Source organism: Rhodococcus sp. NPDC056506 (genome assembly GCF_042794945.1).
Lineage (GTDB): Bacteria > Actinomycetota > Actinomycetes > Mycobacteriales > Mycobacteriaceae > Rhodococcus_F.
The window spans coordinates 52,988-69,843 of record NZ_JBHTSW010000029.1 but is presented as its reverse complement, the minus strand read 5'-3'; the positions used below and the strand labels follow the sequence as shown (position 1 = coordinate 69,843).

Sequence of the window (16,856 nt, the reverse complement as noted above, 5' to 3'; positions counted from 1 at the left end):
GCTGCCGCGGTCCACAGGCGGGGTCGTTCCCCAAGGTATCCCGCAACCAAACCGCCCTGGGCGCTTTCCCGGTGGGGGGCACACCGGCATCGGGCCACGGGGCAGGAGGCCTTACTTCAGTTCAGCGAGAACCGTTCCCTGCGTGATTGCTGCACCCGGCTCGACGGACAGTCCGGTGACGACACCGGCCTTGTGCGCGTTGACGGGGTTTTCCATCTTCATCGCTTCGAGAACCGCGATCAGATCGCCTTCGGCGACTTCCTGGCCTTCGGTCACTGCGACCTTGACGACGGTGCCCTGCATCGGAGCGGTGACAGCGTCACCCGATGCTGCACCTCCGCCGGCGCCGCCGCGCTTGCGCGCCTTCGGCTTCTTGCGGATAGCACCGGAGGCAGCGCCGCCGCCGTTGCCGAGCGAGAACTGACCCGGGAGAGAAACCTCGACGCGACGTCCACCGACCTCGACGACGACGTTCTGACGCGGCAGAGCCTCGTCCTCGTCGTCCGCGGGAGCACCGGAACCGGCGTACGGTTCGATGGGGTTTTCCCAGTCGGTTTCGATCCACTTGGTGTAGATGTCGAACTTCTCGCCGTCACCGACGAATGCCGGGTTCTCGACGATGTGGCGGTGGAACGGGAGGACGGTCGCGAGGCCGTCGATCTCGAACTCGGCCAGGGCGCGCGAAGCCCGCTGGAGGGCTTCTTCGCGCGTGGCTCCGGTGACGATGAGCTTGGCGAGCATGGAGTCGAACTGTCCGCCGATGACGTCGCCGGCGACAACACCGGAATCGACGCGAACGCCGGGGCCCGTGGGCTCGCGGTAGACGGAGACCGGGCCGGGGGCAGGCATGAAGCCGCGTCCGGCGTCTTCACCGTTGATGCGGAACTCGAAGGAGTGTCCACGCGGGGTGGGATCTTCCTTGATGGAGAGTTCTTCGCCGTTGGCGATGAGGAACTGCTGACGCACGAGGTCGATGCCCGCGGTCTCTTCCGTGACGGGGTGCTCGACCTGGAGGCGGGTGTTGACCTCGAGGAAGGAGATGGTGTCGCCCTGAACCAGGTACTCGACCGTTCCGGCGCCGTAGTAGCCGGCTTCCTTGCAGATGGCCTTCGCGGACGCGTGGATGCGTGCGCGCTGGTCGTCCGTCAGGAAGGGGGCCGGAGCCTCTTCGACGAGCTTCTGGAAGCGACGCTGCAGCGAGCAGTCGCGGGTACCGGCGACGACGACGTTGCCGTGCTGGTCGGCGATGACCTGAGCTTCGACGTGGCGGGCCTTGTCGAGGTACTGCTCGACGAAGCACTCGCCGCGACCGAAGGCTGCGATGGCCTCACGGGTTGCCGACTCGAACAGTTCGGGGATTTCCTCGATGGTCTGCGCGACCTTCATGCCGCGTCCACCGCCGCCGAAGGCAGCCTTGATTGCAACCGGTACGCCGTATTCCTTGGCGAATGCGACGACCTCGTCGGCGCCCTTGACGGGATCCTTGGTGCCGGCCGCCATCGGTGCCTTCGCACGCTCCGCGATGTGGCGAGCGGTGACCTTGTCGCCGAGGTCGCGGATGGACTGCGGCGAGGGACCGATCCAGATCAGGTTCGCGTCGATGACGGCCTGGGCGAAGTCGGCGTTCTCGGAGAGGAAACCGTAGCCGGGGTGGATGGCGTCGGCGCCGGACTTCTTGGCTGCGTCGAGGATCTTGTCGAACACGAGGTAGGACTCGGCGGAAGTCTGTCCACCGAGGGCGAATGCCTCGTCTGCGAGCTTCACGAACTGCGCTTCTGCATCGGGCTCGGCGTAGACGGCAACGCTGCCGTAGCCGGCATCCTTGGCCGCCCGGATGACCCGTACCGCGATTTCACCGCGGTTCGCGACAAGCACCTTCGTAATGTGCGCGCTGGCATGACTGGGCACTGAGCCTCCTGTGGTTCGCATAGTCTGTCTCCGCGGTGTATTCCTCTGGGATTTCACCATCGGGGGATTGGCATCACTTCGGAGTGTATGCATCGCTTCGGCGCTGGTTGTAACCGGATCGCTAAAGCCCACTCCGGCTTAGGAAACGGTTTCGAAAACTACCGATGAGTAGCTGTCGGAGGTGCCGGTGTCCGGTTCGGTGACGATTTCTTCGACGGTCCGGCGCAGTGCGGCCACGTAGGCGTGGACCGCGGCATTCGCCGTCTCGTTGCCTGGGTACCTGACTGCGAGGTTGAGGCCCTGGGGTGTGCGGTTGATCCAGATGTAGACGTCGTGTGTGTATGCCTTGCTTCGGAGTGCTCTGGCGTTCCATTCGGGCCACTGTGCGGCCTCGGGTACAAAGCGAACGTCCATGTAGGACACCACGAATCGCGGTCGGATGGGCGTTCCGAGGTGCTCGCCGATCCGATCGAACGGGACAGCGGCGGCAGGCTTGACCGAAGCGATCGAGTCGGCGGCGCGCTTCGCGAGGTCGCCGAACGAACAGTTCGATCCGACCACGAACTCGACTGGGCACAGTCCGACGAACCAGCCCAGCGCACCCGCCCATTCCTGGGCGCTACGGGTGTGAACCGGCGTCACGACCTCGAATCGATCGGCTGCCGCGACTTCGCGACCCACGGCGGCAAGGCCGCCGAGCAGTCCGGCGAAATACCCCACGCCAGAGGCTGCGCACGTAGAACTGAAGGCCTTGGACTGGTCGGCGTCGAGAAGCCAGGTCGACAAGCCGTTCTGAGATTCGTTTCCACGTTCACCGATCGGTAGCGGGAACTGGGGTAATCCGTCACTGCCGAGCGCGCCGCGCCAGATCTCGACCGCAGCCTTTTCGGCCTCCATGTCGGCCATCTGCTCGCGTTCGACGGCACCGAAATCGACGTAGCTGCCCACGGGGAACAGATTCGCCGCACTGCCGGTCGTCGCCTCGCGGTACAGCGCTGCGATCTCGTGAGCGACGAGCACGATGGAAAACCCGTCGATGATCGAATGGTCCGCTGCGAAGAACACGGTGAACGGACCGTCGCCACCGCGCGGCGTCAACGTCGCGAAGACGTACGACGGCCAACTGTGCGGCGACGCGTAGTCGTCGAACAGGCGGTGAAGGTGATCGAAGTTGTCCTGGCTGGACGCGTCGTAGCCGTGGCTGACGACCCCGATGTCGATGCCGCCGATCGGGACGGTGTGCCGGGTGATCTCGCCGCTCGAGGGTTCGAGGACGGTATGCGAGCGCAGAACTTCATGACGGTCGATCCACCGGCCGAGTGCAACTCGGAAGGCGTCGACGTCGAGCGGGCCGGAAATCTCGAAAGCTGTTCCCAGCCAAGACTTGTCGCCTGCGCCGGCAGCGGAACGGTTGAGATGTGCCTCGTGAATGTAGGAGACGGGCCGCGGATCCGGAACCCAGGGCCCGGTTGCGCACGGCAACCATTCGACGAGTGCGCCGGCCGGAATCGCATAGTCGGCCAGTTCGGTGAACTCCATGTTTTCAGCCCCGCAAGTGCCGCTTGATGCGCGCGAGCATGGCCGACATTCCGCGCAGACGGAGCGGGCTCACAGCTTCTGCGAGACCGAGTGCCGAATAGAAGTCGTCGGGTACACCGAGAATCTCGTCGGCGCTGTGACCGTCGAGCCCCTGCGCGAGGATCGATGCGAAACCACGCGTGGTGGGAGCCTCGGGGGGAGCGCTGAAGTACAGGCGAACGTTGTCGCGGTCCGAATCGTCGACCGAGAGGAACAGCGGCGACTGGCATTCGGGGACCGGCTCCATCGCGCTCTGTTCGAGCTCCGCCGGCAACGGCGGCAGTTCTCGGCTGAACTCGAGGAGAAGGGTGAGCTTGTCCGAGGCTCCGACGGCTGCGAAGTCTTCGACGATTTCGGCCAGAGCCGAAGGTAGAGCGCTCATGACGCCGATACGGAGGAAGGAACGGCGCCGGGCTGTTCGCCCTGGACGATCGGGACGCGCACGGCATTGCCCCACTCGGTCCAGGAACCGTCGTAGTTCCGAACATTCGGGTAGCCGAGGAGATGGGTCAACACGAACCAGGTGTGACTGGAACGCTCACCGATGCGGCAGTACGCGACGATGTCGTCGTCGGCGGACAGGTCGCCGTAGATCTCGCCGAGTTCCGCGCGGGTGCGGAAGCGGCTGTCCGGGGCCGCTGCCTTCGCCCAGGGAATGCTGAGAGCGCTGGGGATGTGTCCACCGCGCAACGCACCCTCTTCGGGGTAGTCGGGCATGTGGGTGCGCTCGCCGGTGTACTCCTGCGGAGATCGCACGTCGATGAGCGGCCCGTCGCCCAAGTGTGCGAGGACGTCGTCCTTGAATGCGCGAATGGGAGCGTCGTTGCGCTCGACGACCGGGTAATCGGTCGACGTGATGTCGGGAACGTCGAAAGCGGTGTCGCGGTTCTCGGCGATCCACGCATCGCGGCCACCGTCGAGCAGGCGGACGTCCTCGTGGCCGAACAGGGTGAAGACCCACAGTGCGTACGCGGCCCACCAGTTGCTCTTGTCGCCGTAGATGACCACGGTGTCGTCGCGGCTGATGCCCTTGCGGTTCATCAACTCCGCGAACTTTGCGCCGTCGATGTAGTCGCGGGTGACCGGATCGTTGAGGTCGAGATGCCAGTCGATCTTGACGGCACCGGGGATGTGGCCGACGTCGTACAACAACACGTCTTCATCGGATTCGACGACCTTGAGACCCGGCGCACCGAGATTCGCCGAGAGCCATTCCGTCGAGACCAACCGGTCGGGATGCGCGAACTCGGCAAACGCGGTGGAGGGATCGGGGGCAACGGGCACGGGCGTACTCCTGAAGACGAATCGTTCGGTTCGAACACGGACTTGATCGATTCTATGCGCTGTGCGCAAGGCGAGACGCCTGGAAGCAGGTTCTGCCTGCTCGTACCCGTTGCCGAAACTAAATTCTCGGTGTTCCTGCTCCGACGCTCGAATCTCTCAATTGTTCGGTGACACTTCCGATCGGCGTCACGCCCCGGGCGCAGACCTCTCTCAGAATCCGGTCGAGTTCGGTGAGGAAATTCACCATGGTTTCGTTTGCGGTGTCGGTGTCCGGGAAGCGAGAGCGCAGCGAGAGACCGCGGTTCGTCCGCGAAATCCAGAACTGGGCATCGTCGGCGACCGTAACGTTGCTGATGTGATGAGCGTTGAGGAGATCGTGATCGTCGGTGCCGGGCAGTTTGCGGTAGTCGATGTACGACACCATGAAGACGTCGGTGCGCGTGCGTCGAATCTTGTCGCCCAAAGCATCTCGAACCTGAGCCATGGTGACGCCTTCGAGCGTCAACGCAACTCGGAACGACGCGTGCGTATGTGCAAGGGATGCACCGAAATCCGTATCGGGAGTGATCTGCACCGTGATCGGCGCACTCGTGGTGAGCCAACCGATCGCGTCGGCCCATCGCGGATCTTTGCGGATGTGAAGCGGGAATTGCAGCGGAAGTGTCGACTGTCCAGTGTACGAGTGAACGGAAAGGCCCATCGCAGTGAGGATTCCGGTGAAAACGCTACCGCCGGCGGAGAGGCAGATCTCGTCGAACGTCGCCGTCAGTTCTTCGTCGAGAAGCACGCGCACATCGGCGCCCTGCGGCGCGGGCTTTCCTCCCTCGACGCCGAGATCCAAGGGGAAACTCGGCGAGGTGCCACCGCAGATCTCGTAGAACCTGGCCCACTCGCGGATTCGGGGGTCGTTGTCGACGGGAAGCAGAGCGTCGGCCTCCAATTCGCAGTACCGCACGAAACTTCCCGGGTCACCCAACCGGTTCATCACTGCGTCGACGGCCTCGCGGTCGCCGAGTTCGGGGAGGACGATCAGTCCCTCGTAGATCTGTCGCAGTTCCCCGAGGGCGATGACCAACGAATAGCCGTCGACGAGTGTGTGATCGAACGCGCTCAGAACCGTGTAGTGCTCTTCGCGTTCGACCGTGGCAAACGTGTAGGCAGGGAAGGTCAGGGGATCGCACACCGTCGTGAATCGCTTCTTGAGGTGCGCTCGTAGGTCTTCGGTGGAATCGAATTTCAGAGGCTCGGAAGTCTCGATGTGTGTGCCTTCAGGGTCGAGTCCCATACGGGTGGTGGTGAACTCGCCCACCTCGAATCCAGTGTGCAGCGTGTCATGGCGACTGATGAACAGGCGCAGTGCGAGATCGAGTGCCGGCCGATTCAGCTCGCCGGGAAGGTCGAATGCGGCTGCCATCCACACACTCCGGCCCATGCCGTGTGTTCGCGCAGTTTCGAGATGAAAATGCTGGTTGTACGACGGTGGTACCTCCGACTCCGTGACGGCGCCTTCAGCGGGTTGGAGCGACCATTCGGTGACGATTCCGGGGTCGAGTCCGTATCGATCGATCGAGGTGACATGCATCAGGACACTCCCTCTGGTGCGGAGAACGAGTAGTCGCCCTGAGCTGCAACTGTTTTGATGATGTTCGAGACGTGCTCGGCGAAGCGGGTGGCCGACTCGTGGGCAATGGGGGTGTCGGGGTGTGACACGGCGATCCACGTACCGGTGTGCATCCGGTTGATCCACATCGACGCGATCTGAGTCTCTTTGCCGCCGACGATTCCCGTTGCCTTCGTCTCGACGTAACTGTATGGATCCGGCATGCGTCGACCGTCGATGTACGAGACGATCGGCGGCGGCGTGAGCGTTTTCGACAGTCCGCCGGGTGCTGAGGAGTTCTCGTCCGACATGCTGGAGAGAACGAGATCGATGACCTGCTGAACGGAAACGTCCAGCAGCGCTTTGCCGTCGTGGTAACCCTGCTGTCCGACTTTCGCCAATTCGGTGAAACGTCGTTTGTCGTCGACGTCGATGCCGACGGGGATCAGATTGATGTACCAACCCTGCGCAAACGAGTCGGCCTCGGTTCGCGTGCTGACCGGCGAGAGAGCAATGTACTTGTCGCGCCCGGCCAGTTCGAATTCCGCGATCGCGAGAGCGGTGAAAATTCCGCCGATGAAGTTGGCGCCGTTGGCTTTACAAATCGCACCGAATTTTTCGCACTCGGTGTCGTCGGCCAGGTCGAATCGCGAACCGATAGCCGGTTTGGGGGCGTCCTCGGCCCCGAGTGGGAGGGGAAATCCGGGAAACGAGCCGCCGCTGCGCATGAGGTAACCGAGCCACTGGTGTACTTCGGGTGACTGCATCGTCAGCTCGGTTGTCCGTGCTTGCTCGACTCGGCCGAACTGCGCGTAACTTCCCGCAGGGCCTAGCTCGGGATGTGTCCCGGTCGTTTCCGCTGCATACAGCTGACGCAATTCTGCGTACATCAGGACCATCGAGTTCATGTCCGAGTGAGCGTGGTCGACGGCGTGAAACAGGGTGAAACTCGGCTCGGCTTCCGTGTGCGTGTGATCGTGCTCGACGGCGCCGAAAACGAATGCCGGCCACTGCAGCGCGCTGGTTTCCGTGGCGAATTTGGTGGCGACGAGCGCGCGAATCGCCTCGGCTTCGGAGACGTCGTCGCCGATGCGGTACTCGAGTTCGATGCTCTCGACCGGCACGACGTGTCGACGGACCTCGAACGAGGTGTCTGCTGCGTCGGTGGTGGCCTCGTCGAAGGAGAACCAGCTGTGCAGTGTGTCGTGTCGTCGGACGTATCGCTGCAGGGCTCGCGTCATGGCGTCGCGGTCGAGGGTTCCGGCGAAATCGAAGGCGATACCGATCCACGGAGACTGAGGATCGCCCTTTTCTGCTGTGACGCGGGCGCGTCGCAGGTGGCGATCCTGCATCGTGGTCGGGGGTAGTTCTCGGTCGATCTCGGCTTCGGCGGCTCGCTGAGCGGAAGCATGCGTGACGCCCCATTCGATTACCCGTCCAGGAAGCGGGTGCCAATGGGTGATCAAGTTCAGATCCATCGAGTAGAACTCCTGCGTGTGTCGTCGAGAAGCCTGCTCTGAAAATGGGCAGACGACGAACTATCCCATCTGCGGGACTGAATTGTCCGAAATACTACAATCTAAACAAGAACAGGTTCTAGAAGGGTCGTGTCGATTAGGATCATTCGGTGCTTCCGGACCCTTTAGGTGACGCTGTCGGCGCCGACCACAAGGGCGGACGGCGATCAACTTCTCTGACGCCCTGGCTCGGTTTGGCCACGAGTCTGGCGGCGGCGTTCATGCAGTTGCTCGACGCAACCATCGTCAATGTCGCGCTACCGAGCATCGCCGTCGATCTTCAAGCCGGCGTCTCAGCGCAGTTGCTCATGGTCAGTGTGTACATCCTGGCCTTCGCGTGTTCCTTGATCACCGCGGCCCGGCTGGGGGACCTGTTCGGTCGCAGGGTTGTGTTTCTGACCGCCCTGTCCGTATTCGTCGCAGCCTCGTTGCTGTGCGGGCTTGCTCAGAGCGCGACGATGTTGATCGTCTTCCGCGGCCTGCAAGGGCTGGCGGCCGGTTCGATGTCGGCGCAGACGTTTGCCATCATCTCGGGTCTGTTCCCGAAGGCGAGGCATCCGCGGGTGTTCGGGATCTACGGAGCGACGATAGGGCTGGCAACGGTCAGTGGACCCGTGGTCGGCGGGCTGCTCATCGAATGGAATCTCTTCGACTGGGGTTGGCGCCTGATCTTTTTCGTCAACGTCCCCATCGGTATCGCCGCCTTGATCCTCGGGTTCTTCCATCTCGTCGATGCTCGCGCCGAGCATGTGCGCTCACTGGACCTCATCGGCGCCGCACTGTCATCACTGGCGCTGTTCCTGCTGATCCTTCCCCTGGCCGAGGGAAGGGCGCGCGGATGGCCGGCAGGGCTGGTCGTAATGCTCGCGATGTCGGTGCCGGTGGCACTGGCCTTTGTGCTCTACGAATCGCGTCTGGGGAAACGAGGCGGCGATCCCGTCCTTCGTCTCGAGCTTTTCCGCGACCGAGCCTTTGCCATCGGTGCGATTCTTGCCTTCGTGTTCTTCGGGACCTTGACTTCGCTGATCTTCACCATCAGCCTGACGCTCCAGTTCGGATTCGGATTCTCCGCGCTGAGAGCGGGAGTGATGACGCTGCCGTGGGCCGTCGGCATGGGTGTGGCGGCAGTTCTCTCATCGGCGGTGTACCGGATGCTCGGAAACCGTGTCCTGATTCTGGGGATGGTGGTTTTTGCCGGCTCGCTGATCGCATTGTCGGTCATCCTCGAACACGAGGGAACTGATCCACGCTGGCTGGCGCTGGCCGGGCCACTGCTTCTGGGAGGCGCTGGGCTGGGACTGTTCGTGGCACCTCTGCAAACCGCGATCCTCGCGACGGTCGAGCCGGCGCACGCAGGTTCGGTGTCCGGGCTTCTCCCGACCGTTCAGCAGGTCGGTAGCTCCATCGGACTGGCATTGATCGGCGTGGTGTTCTTCTCGCTCGTGGCAGGGCAGGCTCCGCAAGCGGTGCAGGGGGAGCGGCCTGAATACGTTGCACACCTCGAAGCGGCCGGCATGGCCCCTGGTCTCGTCGACATCGCAGAAAAGGCCTTTGTCGATTGTGCGACAAGTCAATTGGCATCGGGAACACCGATGGAGGTGGCGCCGCAATGTCGCCGCGACGGCTCCGCTGGTGCCGGGGGTCAATCCGTTCAGGTAGCAGTTGATGCCGCGTACGCATCCACTCGGGCCGCTGCCGGCGAAGCGTTTCTCGAAGCTCAGCGCCGTGTACTCGCGATCATCGCAGCAATTGCGCTCGGCATCGGATTGGCGTCGACTGCCCTACCTCGGGTCAATTCGCCAGTCTGAGAATTGCCCTTGACTCGAACGGGTGTTCGAGTACCCTGTGTGTAGGGGATCGGGGGATTCAATGAGCGTCTGGTCGTCGGATGTGGTGTCGGGTTCTGCGGTGGGGTTGCGCGGACGCCTGTGGCGGTTGTCTGCCGCGGAGTTGCGTGAGGCCGCGGTGTCGGCGAGTGCGGAGATTCTGCGCCTGGAAGCCGTTCGGGTTGCGGTGGTGGACGAACTGTCGATGCGCCCGGATGATCAGGTGATCGCCTCTCGCGGGGTGGGTGCGTGGTTGGCGGCGAACACGATGCTGCAGGTTCGGGACGGGAAGAAGATCGCCGCCCTGGGCGCCGCTTTGCGGCCGTTTCCCGCGGTAGCAGCGAGATTCGATTGTGGGGATTGCTCGTTCGATCACGCAGTGTTGATCGTGGCGTTCTGCGAATCCCCGCCGAAGGGGATGTCGGAGGAAGCACTCCCTCGCTGCATCGACTTGTTGCTCGCAGCTGCGTCGGGTGTGGAGGCGACGACAACGAAGGTGCGGCACGTCATCGCGACCTTGGAGCGGCTGTTCGAATCCGATGAGATTCCACCTGCCGAAGATGTCGACCGCAACGAGCTCCGTATCGCATCGACACTCAACGGTCGGGTGATGGTGCGCGGTGATTTCGACGCCCTCACCGGCGAAATGTTGCTGTCGGCGTTGTCGAATCTGACGATGCCCACCCCAGCACCCGACGGAACTCCCGATGCCCGGTCGGCGGCGAAGCGGACCGCGGACGGGTTCACCGAACTGATCCGCCGCTACCTCGACTGCGCCAAGACCGGTACCGATGGTGGTCAGCGTCCGCATGTGAACGTGCACATCAATGCGCGGGATCTTGCCGAGCATCGGGACTGCGCCGCTGCACCTTCTGATGTGGACGACGAAGGCTCGCCCGATCTGGACCTGTCAGATCTCGATGTCGGGCACATGCCATGGCTCGGGCCTCTGTCGGTGTCGCAGACGCGGTTGTTGGGGTGCGACTGTTTCCTCTCGACGGTGTTGCTCGACGCTCACGGCGCGCCGTTGGATGCGAAACCCGGAAAACGATTGGTCAACGCCGAACAGCGCGTCGCGCTGATCGCCCGAGACAAGGGCTGCGCCTTCCCCGGCTGCACATGCGTACCGGCCTGGACCGACGCACACCACATCCGGCACTGGGCGAACGGTGGTCCGACAGTGATGAACAACCTTGTCCTACTCTGCCGCTCGCACCACCGCTTGATGCACCGCAAAACGGGGTTCGTCGGAAAATGGGAAATCCGAATCGGCGTCGACAACAAACCGTGGTTCATCCCGCCGCCCTCGATCGACCCGCAGCGGCACCCGCGGCCGGCGAACACCACCTTCAAAACCTGAAGACGCAAACCTATACGGAGACAACAAAAAGACCAGCTTCGCATCGGCATGGACCCGATGCGGGGCTGGTCAGTGGTGCTTGGGAAAACGGGCTTGGAGAAAACGCGTCAGAAGATGCTCTGCGTGCGCCAGAGATCCGAGACGGAAACTCCCACGCGCTCGAGAAGCGTTCGCACCAAAGGTAATCCGATACCGATGACACTCGAGGGATCGCCCTCGATCCTCTCCACGAACCAGCCGCCGAGACTGTCGAGGGTGAATGCTCCGGCAACTTGGAGCGGCTCGCCCGTTGCCAGGTATGCCTCGAGATCCTCGGTGGAAGGTTGCGCAAAATGAACGACCGTTGCGCTGTGATCCGAGGCCATGCGAACGATGCGGCCGTCGGCCACGCGCAGGACACAGTGCCCGGTCAGGAGGGTGGCGCTGCGACCGGCCATTGCAGCCCATCGCTTTCGGGCGATATCGACGCTGCCCGGCTTACCTTGAAGCTGCCCGTCGATCAGGAGCATCGAATCGCACCCGACAACGACTACGTCGGTGAGATTGTCGGCGGCGAGGCCGGGGACGATTTCGGCGGCCTTGGCTTCGGCCAACACCGTCACGACTTTTTCGGGAGCGGCGTCGGGGCCGAGGTTGTCGGCAATCTTGTCCTCGTCGACACCGGAGACACGGACAAGCGGCGAAACCCCGGCCGCCCGCAGAACTGCGAGGCGTGCCGGGGACGCGGAAGCTAGAACCAGTTGAGTCACGTCAGCAGATACTGATTGTCAGCTGCGACGGATCGCGGGGTTCAGGTACGCGTACGGCGAGAACGGCGCACGCGTGCGGTGGAACTGAGTCGGATCGCCCCAGGTCTCCGCGGGAACATTGGACTCGGGAGCCTGACCGCTGCCGGCAGCTGCAGCGAGCACGCTGACCAGTGCCGCGATCTCGACGTCGGTGGGCGAACCCTTGACGATCTTGATGACCGACGCGTCGGAGGTCGACGTCTCGGTCAGCTCGGTGAGCGAGACGTCCGTCGCGCTTCCCTCGACGACTGCACCGTTGGTCGGTGCAGTCTCCGCCAGTGCGACATCTTCGCTGAGAATGTCCTCGGTGGTTGCGGTCATAGGGGAATGTTCCCATGCTTCTTGGGCGGAAGGGAAACGGCCTTGCGCTCGAGCAGTCGCAATGCGGAAACGATTTGTCCGCGGGTGTGCGACGGGGGAATGACTGCGTCGACGTATCCGCGCTCAGCGGCGACGTACGGGTTGACGAGTGTGTCCTCGTACTCGTTCTGCAGCTTGAGGCGCAATGCATCGACATCTTCGCCGTTCTTGGCGGCTTCGAGAAGCTGCTTGCGGTAGACGAATCCGACTGCTCCGGATGCACCCATGACGGCGATCTGAGCGGTGGGCCATGCCAGGTTGACGTCGGCGCCCATGTGCTTGGAGCCCATGACGTCGTACGCTCCGCCGTACGCCTTGCGGGTGATGACCGTGATCTTGCCGACCGTTGCTTCGCCGTACGCGTAGAGGAGCTTCGCGCCGCGGCGGATGATGCCGTTGTATTCCTGCTCGGTTCCGGGGAGGAAGCCGGGAACGTCGACGAGGGTGATGATCGGGACGTTGAACGCGTCGCAGGTGCGCACGAAGCGAGCGGCCTTCTCGGACGCGTCGATGTCGAGGCAGCCGGCGAACTGGGTGGGCTGGTTGGCGACGATGCCGACCGAGCGTCCGTCGACGCGACCGAAACCGACGATGATGTTCATCGCGCGCTCGGCCTGGACCTCGAGGAACTCGTCGTCGTCGAGGATGCGACGGATGACCTCGTGCATGTCGTACGGCTGGTTGGCCGAATCCGGGATGAGTGTGTCGAGTTCGATGTCCTCGGCGGTCAGGCTTTCTTCGATCGAACCGACGATGGGGTCGGTGATCTCGCCGCGGGGAGCTGCTGCCTGGTTGTTGGACGGCAGGTAGCTGAGCAGGTCCTTGACGTAGTCGAGTGCGTCCTGCTCGCCGGAAGCGACGTAGTGGGCGACACCGGACTTGACCATGTGGGTGCGAGCACCGCCGAGGTCTTCCATCGTGACGTCTTCACCGGTGACCGTCTTGATGACGTCGGGGCCGGTGACGAACATCTGGGAGGTCTCGTCGACCATGACGACGAAGTCGGTCAGCGCGGGGGAGTAGACGTGGCCGCCGGCGGCGGGCCCCATGATCAGTGAGATCTGGGGGATGACACCCGAGGCCTGGACGTTGCGGTGGAAGATCTCGCCGTAGAGGCCGAGAGAGACGACGCCTTCCTGGATGCGCGCGCCTGCACCTTCGTTGATGCCGACGAGGGGGCGACCGGTGCGGATCGCGAGGTCCATGACCTTGACGATCTTCTCACCGTAGATTTCGCCGAGCGATCCGCCGAAGACGGTGGCGTCCTGTGAGAAGACACAGACGTCGCGGCCGTCGATGGTGCCGTAACCGGTGACGACGCCGTCGCCGACCGGGCGGTTGTCAGCGAGACCGAAGTTCACACTTCGGTGCCGTGCCAGTGCGTCGAGTTCGACGAAGGAGCCCTCGTCGAGGAGGGCGGTGATGCGCTCGCGGGCGGTCAGCTTGCCTTTGGCGTGCACCTTGTCGATAGCGGCTTCGCCGCTCGGTGCCTGCGCCTGGGCTTGGCGATTCCGCAGGTCCGCGAGCTTTCCCGCGGTCGTGTGGATATCGGGTGCGGCCGCCGCCTCCGGCGCGTTCGGCTCTTGGACAGTGGTCATGGACGTGAGCTTAACGAGAGTGTGTGGGGGGCTTCGAAGGCAGGTCCGATTGTCGCGGTTTCGCGGGCTCAAGCTACTGACCAGTACATTCTCGCCGTCGTCATAGGCTGGGGCTATGTGGACCGACTTGAACCGACCGCCCCTCGACGGCAATGCCCTACGCCGCGCACTCGTGCGCAGCGACAACGACGACGCGCGCGTTTTCTGGAACCGCCTCGACGTGGTCGCGGAGACCGGTTCGACGAACGCGGATCTCCTTGCGCGAGCGGCAGATCCGGATGCCGACCGTCATGTTCTGATCGCCGAATATCAGGCGAGTGCGCGCGGCCGGCATTCGCGCACTTGGGTGAGTCCGCCGCAAGCGCAGATCTCGATGTCGGTTCTGTTGTCGATGCCCGGAATGAATCTCGCAGACATGGGCTGGCTCCCGCTGCTGTCGGGAATCGCGGTCGTCGACGCACTGCGCAACGTGGCGGAAGTGCCCGCAGAACTCAAGTGGCCGAACGACGTTCTCATCGGTGACAAGAAGGTGGCCGGAATTCTCGCCGAGGTGGCCAGGACGGCGCCCGATCCCGCGGTAGTGGTGGGCATCGGACTGAACGTGAGCTTGGGTGTCGAGGAACTGCCCGTCCCGACCGCCACATCGCTCCTGATCGAAGAAGCATCGACAGTCGACCGTGACACCCTCGTTCGAGCAATCGCCCGCGAGTTGGCGACTCAATTCCGTGCTTGGGAATCATCGAAATGGGATACATCTGTGTTGGCTGCCGAGTACCGGCAGCGCTGCGGGACGCTGGGTAAACGAGTCCGCGCGGTTTTGCCGGGCGACAAGGAGGTGTTCGGTATCGCGACCGACGTCGACACTTCCGGCCGCGTCGTCATCGAAATCGAGGGAGCAGAAGGAGAGACCTTTGCGGTCGCAGCGGGTGACATCACACACCTTCGGGCCGCCCCGGTAACCGAATCGTGAGCCTTGCCGGATTTTCTGGCACCAAAGTGCTAATTTTTGGCCCGGACCTGTTTCGAACCAACCGTCCGTCCTTCATTTCACTCGACTGCGGGATTTACTTAGCTGCCTAGGGGCGTCATGACCACACCGATCGTTGTTCCGACCGAAGCCGAGACGGCCGAGAGCGCCCGCCGCGTACTCACCGGCGTGACGGTGCTGCTCGGTGTCCTCACATTGGGCCTGGGTATCGCGGTACTCGCGTGGCCGGATGCCACCCTGTTCGTGGTGGCGGTCGTCATCGCGATTCAGCTGTTCGGATTCGGACTCGTCCAGATCATCCGTTCGTTCGCAGACGTGACGGCTACGGGTGGAACCCGGACGTTGGTCGCGATCTCCGGAGCGTTGGCAGTGCTCCTCGGATTCCTCGTTCTCCGAAGCCCGTTGCAGACCGTGGTCCTGATCGCATTGGTGATCGGCGCGTGGTGGGTGTTCCGAGGCGTGCTCGACCTGGTCGATGCAGCATCCGGCCACACGGTCGATCGCGGCCTGTCGATTGTGCTCGGAGTCATCAGCATCGTTGCCGGTGCAATCGTCCTGTTGCAGCCGGAACTTTCGCTCGACGTCTTCCGCATCGTGGTCGGTGTGTGGATGGTGCTCTACGGCATCATCATCGTCGTGACCCCGCTGGTGCTGCGAAAGATCGCGCAGCCCTGAGCATCAGCCCGAAAGTCGGTGTGCCTGAAAGTCGGTGTGCCTGAAAGTCGGTGCGGGATGGCAGACTTCCGGTCATGGGATATCCCGAAGACGCCCTCGCTCAGGACGAGGAACTGATACTGCATCGCCATCCTCATTGGAAGATGTTGGTGCTTCCGGCGCTGACGTTCGTGCTTGCCACGGCCGTCGCCGGGTTCTTGTTGGGCCTCGCTCAGACGAGATTGGACGGCACGGCTCGGGCCGTGTCGTCCATCGCCGTCGGAATCGTCTGGCTCGCCGTCGTGGCGTGGAGATCGATTGCGCCGTTCACGGTCTGGAAGTTCACGCATTTCATCGTCACCGATCGACGTGTACTCATCCGCCACGGAGTGCTCACGCACACCGGTATCGACATTCCCATGGGGCGGATCAGCAATGTTCAGTTCCGCCACGGCCTGGTCGATCGAATGCTCAAGACCGGAACTCTGGTCATCGCTTCTGCCAGTGACGATCCGCTCGAATTCGACGACATTCCGGATGTCGAGCACGTTCACGCCCTGCTGTATCACCAGGTTTTCGATTCCACGCAGCAGCCACCACCGCCTCCACCACAGCGGCCGCCAGGTGAAAGCGACGACCCGAACGATCGAAATGGCTGGTAATCAACGTGCAAAGGCGTGTTGTCCGTAGTCTGTTCGTGTGACTGCCGTATTGCTAGCCGAAGACGACGAGGCCATTGCTGCACCCCTCTCCCGCGCATTGGGGCGTGAAGGGTATTCGGTGACGGTCGAACCGACCGGACCCGCTGCGTTGCAGCAGGCGCTCGAAGGTGATTTCGATCTGCTGATTCTCGATCTCGGCCTTCCCGGTATGGACGGCCTCGAAGTGTGTCGACAGATTCGTGCGCATCGCACCTCGCTCGCCGTGCTGATGCTGACCGCCAGAACCGACGAAGTCGACTTCGTGGTCGGCCTGGACGCTGGCGCTGACGACTACGTCAGTAAGCCGTTTCGTCTCGCCGAGTTGATGGCACGTGTGCGAGCACTCTTGCGTCGCCACGGTGGCCGCGAGGACACGATCGTAGAGGTCGGTGGCATCAGGCTCGAGCCGGCGGCGCGTCGCGTACTCGTCAACGGCTCCGAAATCGCCTTGGCCAACAAGGAATACGAACTTCTGCGAGTCCTCCTCGAGCATGCCGGGGAAGTAGTCTCGCGCGATACGATCCTTCGCGAGGTGTGGGGCGACGTCGAGCTACGTGGATCGAAGACACTCGACATGCACATGTCGTGGCTGCGCCGAAAGATCGGTGACGAAGGCCCGGCCGTGGAACGCAGAATCGCCACCGTCCGCGGTGTCGGTTTCCGAATCAACACCGATTAGCTTCTCGAGAATCAG

The 16,856-nt window shown here is 63.1% G+C and carries 15 protein-coding genes; 6 read left to right on the top strand and 9 right to left on the bottom strand.

All coding sequences use genetic code 11. From position 1 onward, the window contains the following. Positions 1–111 precede the first annotated feature (111 nt). From ACFQ6H_RS21120 to ACFQ6H_RS21095, 6 genes are all read right to left on the bottom strand, one after another. Positions 112–1,908, bottom strand: a complete 1,797-nt coding sequence (locus ACFQ6H_RS21120) for an acetyl/propionyl/methylcrotonyl-CoA carboxylase subunit alpha (RefSeq protein ID WP_378534113.1) — start codon at positions 1,906–1,908, stop codon at positions 112–114. Between the two features lie 138 nt (positions 1,909–2,046). Continuing rightward, positions 2,047–3,447, bottom strand: coding sequence for a condensation domain-containing protein (locus tag ACFQ6H_RS21115; protein WP_378648340.1), 1,401 nt, complete (start codon positions 3,445–3,447; stop codon positions 2,047–2,049). A 4-nt stretch (positions 3,448–3,451) separates the two neighbouring features. After that, complete coding sequence (locus ACFQ6H_RS21110) at positions 3,452–3,868, bottom strand: SufE family protein (protein WP_317553297.1); 417 nt, start codon at positions 3,866–3,868, stop codon at positions 3,452–3,454. Then, positions 3,865–4,770, bottom strand: coding sequence for a sulfurtransferase (locus tag ACFQ6H_RS21105; RefSeq protein ID WP_378544955.1), 906 nt, complete (start codon positions 4,768–4,770; stop codon positions 3,865–3,867). Before ACFQ6H_RS21105 ends, ACFQ6H_RS21110 begins: the two co-directional genes overlap by 4 nt. 118 nt (positions 4,771–4,888) lie before the next feature. Then, on the bottom strand, positions 4,889–6,352 hold the full coding sequence (locus ACFQ6H_RS21100) for a condensation domain-containing protein (protein WP_378648338.1): 1,464 nt from the start codon (positions 6,350–6,352) through the stop codon (positions 4,889–4,891). Continuing rightward, positions 6,352–7,848 (bottom strand): condensation domain-containing protein, encoded by a 1,497-nt coding sequence (locus ACFQ6H_RS21095; RefSeq protein WP_378534108.1) that lies wholly within the window; start codon positions 7,846–7,848, stop codon positions 6,352–6,354. The genes ACFQ6H_RS21100 and ACFQ6H_RS21095 overlap by 1 nt, the downstream gene beginning before the upstream one ends. Before the next feature lie 149 nt (positions 7,849–7,997). Here ACFQ6H_RS21095 and ACFQ6H_RS21090 point away from each other — a divergent pair, with 149 nt between their 5' ends. Both ACFQ6H_RS21090 and ACFQ6H_RS21085 read left to right on the top strand, forming a co-directional pair. After that, the gene (locus ACFQ6H_RS21090; protein WP_378648336.1) at positions 7,998–9,695 is read left to right on the top strand and encodes an MFS transporter; all 1,698 of its coding nucleotides are present in this window, start codon (positions 7,998–8,000) and stop codon (positions 9,693–9,695) included. A 61-nt stretch (positions 9,696–9,756) separates the two neighbouring features. Further along, positions 9,757–11,073: a DUF222 domain-containing protein gene (locus tag ACFQ6H_RS21085; protein ID WP_378648334.1), complete on the top strand. Its 1,317-nt coding sequence runs from the start codon at positions 9,757–9,759 to the stop codon at positions 11,071–11,073. 107 nt (positions 11,074–11,180) lie between these two features. Here the strand turns inward: ACFQ6H_RS21085 and ACFQ6H_RS21080 are convergent, their stop codons facing one another. Genes ACFQ6H_RS21080 through ACFQ6H_RS21070 form a run of 3 tightly spaced genes read right to left on the bottom strand, consistent with a single transcriptional unit; the run spans position 11,181 to position 13,819 of the window. Further along, positions 11,181–11,822: a nucleoside triphosphate pyrophosphatase gene (locus ACFQ6H_RS21080; protein ID WP_007731146.1), complete on the bottom strand. Its 642-nt coding sequence runs from the start codon at positions 11,820–11,822 to the stop codon at positions 11,181–11,183. 18 nt (positions 11,823–11,840) lie between these two features. Continuing rightward, positions 11,841–12,182 (bottom strand): acyl-CoA carboxylase subunit epsilon, encoded by a 342-nt coding sequence (locus tag ACFQ6H_RS21075; protein WP_230812517.1) that lies wholly within the window; start codon positions 12,180–12,182, stop codon positions 11,841–11,843. Next, positions 12,179–13,819 (bottom strand): acyl-CoA carboxylase subunit beta, encoded by a 1,641-nt coding sequence (locus tag ACFQ6H_RS21070; protein WP_378544939.1) that lies wholly within the window; start codon positions 13,817–13,819, stop codon positions 12,179–12,181. The genes ACFQ6H_RS21075 and ACFQ6H_RS21070 overlap by 4 nt, the downstream gene beginning before the upstream one ends. Before the next feature lie 115 nt (positions 13,820–13,934). Here ACFQ6H_RS21070 and ACFQ6H_RS21065 point away from each other — a divergent pair, with 115 nt between their 5' ends. The 4 genes from ACFQ6H_RS21065 to ACFQ6H_RS21050 all read left to right on the top strand — a co-directional run bounded on the left by ACFQ6H_RS21065 (position 13,935) and on the right by ACFQ6H_RS21050 (position 16,841). Continuing rightward, complete coding sequence (locus ACFQ6H_RS21065; protein WP_378447640.1) at positions 13,935–14,789, top strand: biotin--[acetyl-CoA-carboxylase] ligase; 855 nt, start codon at positions 13,935–13,937, stop codon at positions 14,787–14,789. 117 nt (positions 14,790–14,906) lie between these two features. Continuing rightward, positions 14,907–15,482, top strand: coding sequence for an HdeD family acid-resistance protein (locus ACFQ6H_RS21060; RefSeq protein ID WP_230812521.1), 576 nt, complete (start codon positions 14,907–14,909; stop codon positions 15,480–15,482). Between the two features lie 74 nt (positions 15,483–15,556). Further along, positions 15,557–16,123 (top strand): PH domain-containing protein, encoded by a 567-nt coding sequence (locus tag ACFQ6H_RS21055; RefSeq protein ID WP_378636174.1) that lies wholly within the window; start codon positions 15,557–15,559, stop codon positions 16,121–16,123. Positions 16,124–16,160: 37 nt separating this feature from the next. After that, positions 16,161–16,841, top strand: coding sequence for a response regulator transcription factor (locus tag ACFQ6H_RS21050; protein WP_003940916.1), 681 nt, complete (start codon positions 16,161–16,163; stop codon positions 16,839–16,841). The last annotated feature ends 15 nt before the right edge of the window (positions 16,842–16,856 follow it).

Bases quoted from the DNA above. Each gene is read 5' to 3' on its own strand.
- ACFQ6H_RS21115 (WP_378648340.1), bottom strand. From the start codon at position 3,447: ATGGAGTTCACCGAACTGGCCGACTATGCGATTCCGGCCGGCGCACTC.
- ACFQ6H_RS21110 (WP_317553297.1), bottom strand. From the start codon at position 3,868: ATGAGCGCTCTACCTTCGGCTCTGGCCGAAATCGTCGAAGACTTCGCA.
- ACFQ6H_RS21100 (WP_378648338.1), bottom strand. From the start codon at position 6,352: ATGCATGTCACCTCGATCGATCGATACGGACTCGACCCCGGAATCGTC.
- ACFQ6H_RS21095 (WP_378534108.1), bottom strand. From the start codon at position 7,848: ATGGATCTGAACTTGATCACCCATTGGCACCCGCTTCCTGGACGGGTA.
- ACFQ6H_RS21085 (WP_378648334.1), top strand. From the start codon at position 9,757: ATGAGCGTCTGGTCGTCGGATGTGGTGTCGGGTTCTGCGGTGGGGTTG.
- ACFQ6H_RS21075 (WP_230812517.1), bottom strand. From the start codon at position 12,182: ATGACCGCAACCACCGAGGACATTCTCAGCGAAGATGTCGCACTGGCG.
- ACFQ6H_RS21070 (WP_378544939.1), bottom strand. From the start codon at position 13,819: ATGACCACTGTCCAAGAGCCGAACGCGCCGGAGGCGGCGGCCGCACCC.
- ACFQ6H_RS21065 (WP_378447640.1), top strand. From the start codon at position 13,935: ATGTGGACCGACTTGAACCGACCGCCCCTCGACGGCAATGCCCTACGC.
- ACFQ6H_RS21060 (WP_230812521.1), top strand. From the start codon at position 14,907: ATGACCACACCGATCGTTGTTCCGACCGAAGCCGAGACGGCCGAGAGC.
- ACFQ6H_RS21055 (WP_378636174.1), top strand. From the start codon at position 15,557: ATGGGATATCCCGAAGACGCCCTCGCTCAGGACGAGGAACTGATACTG.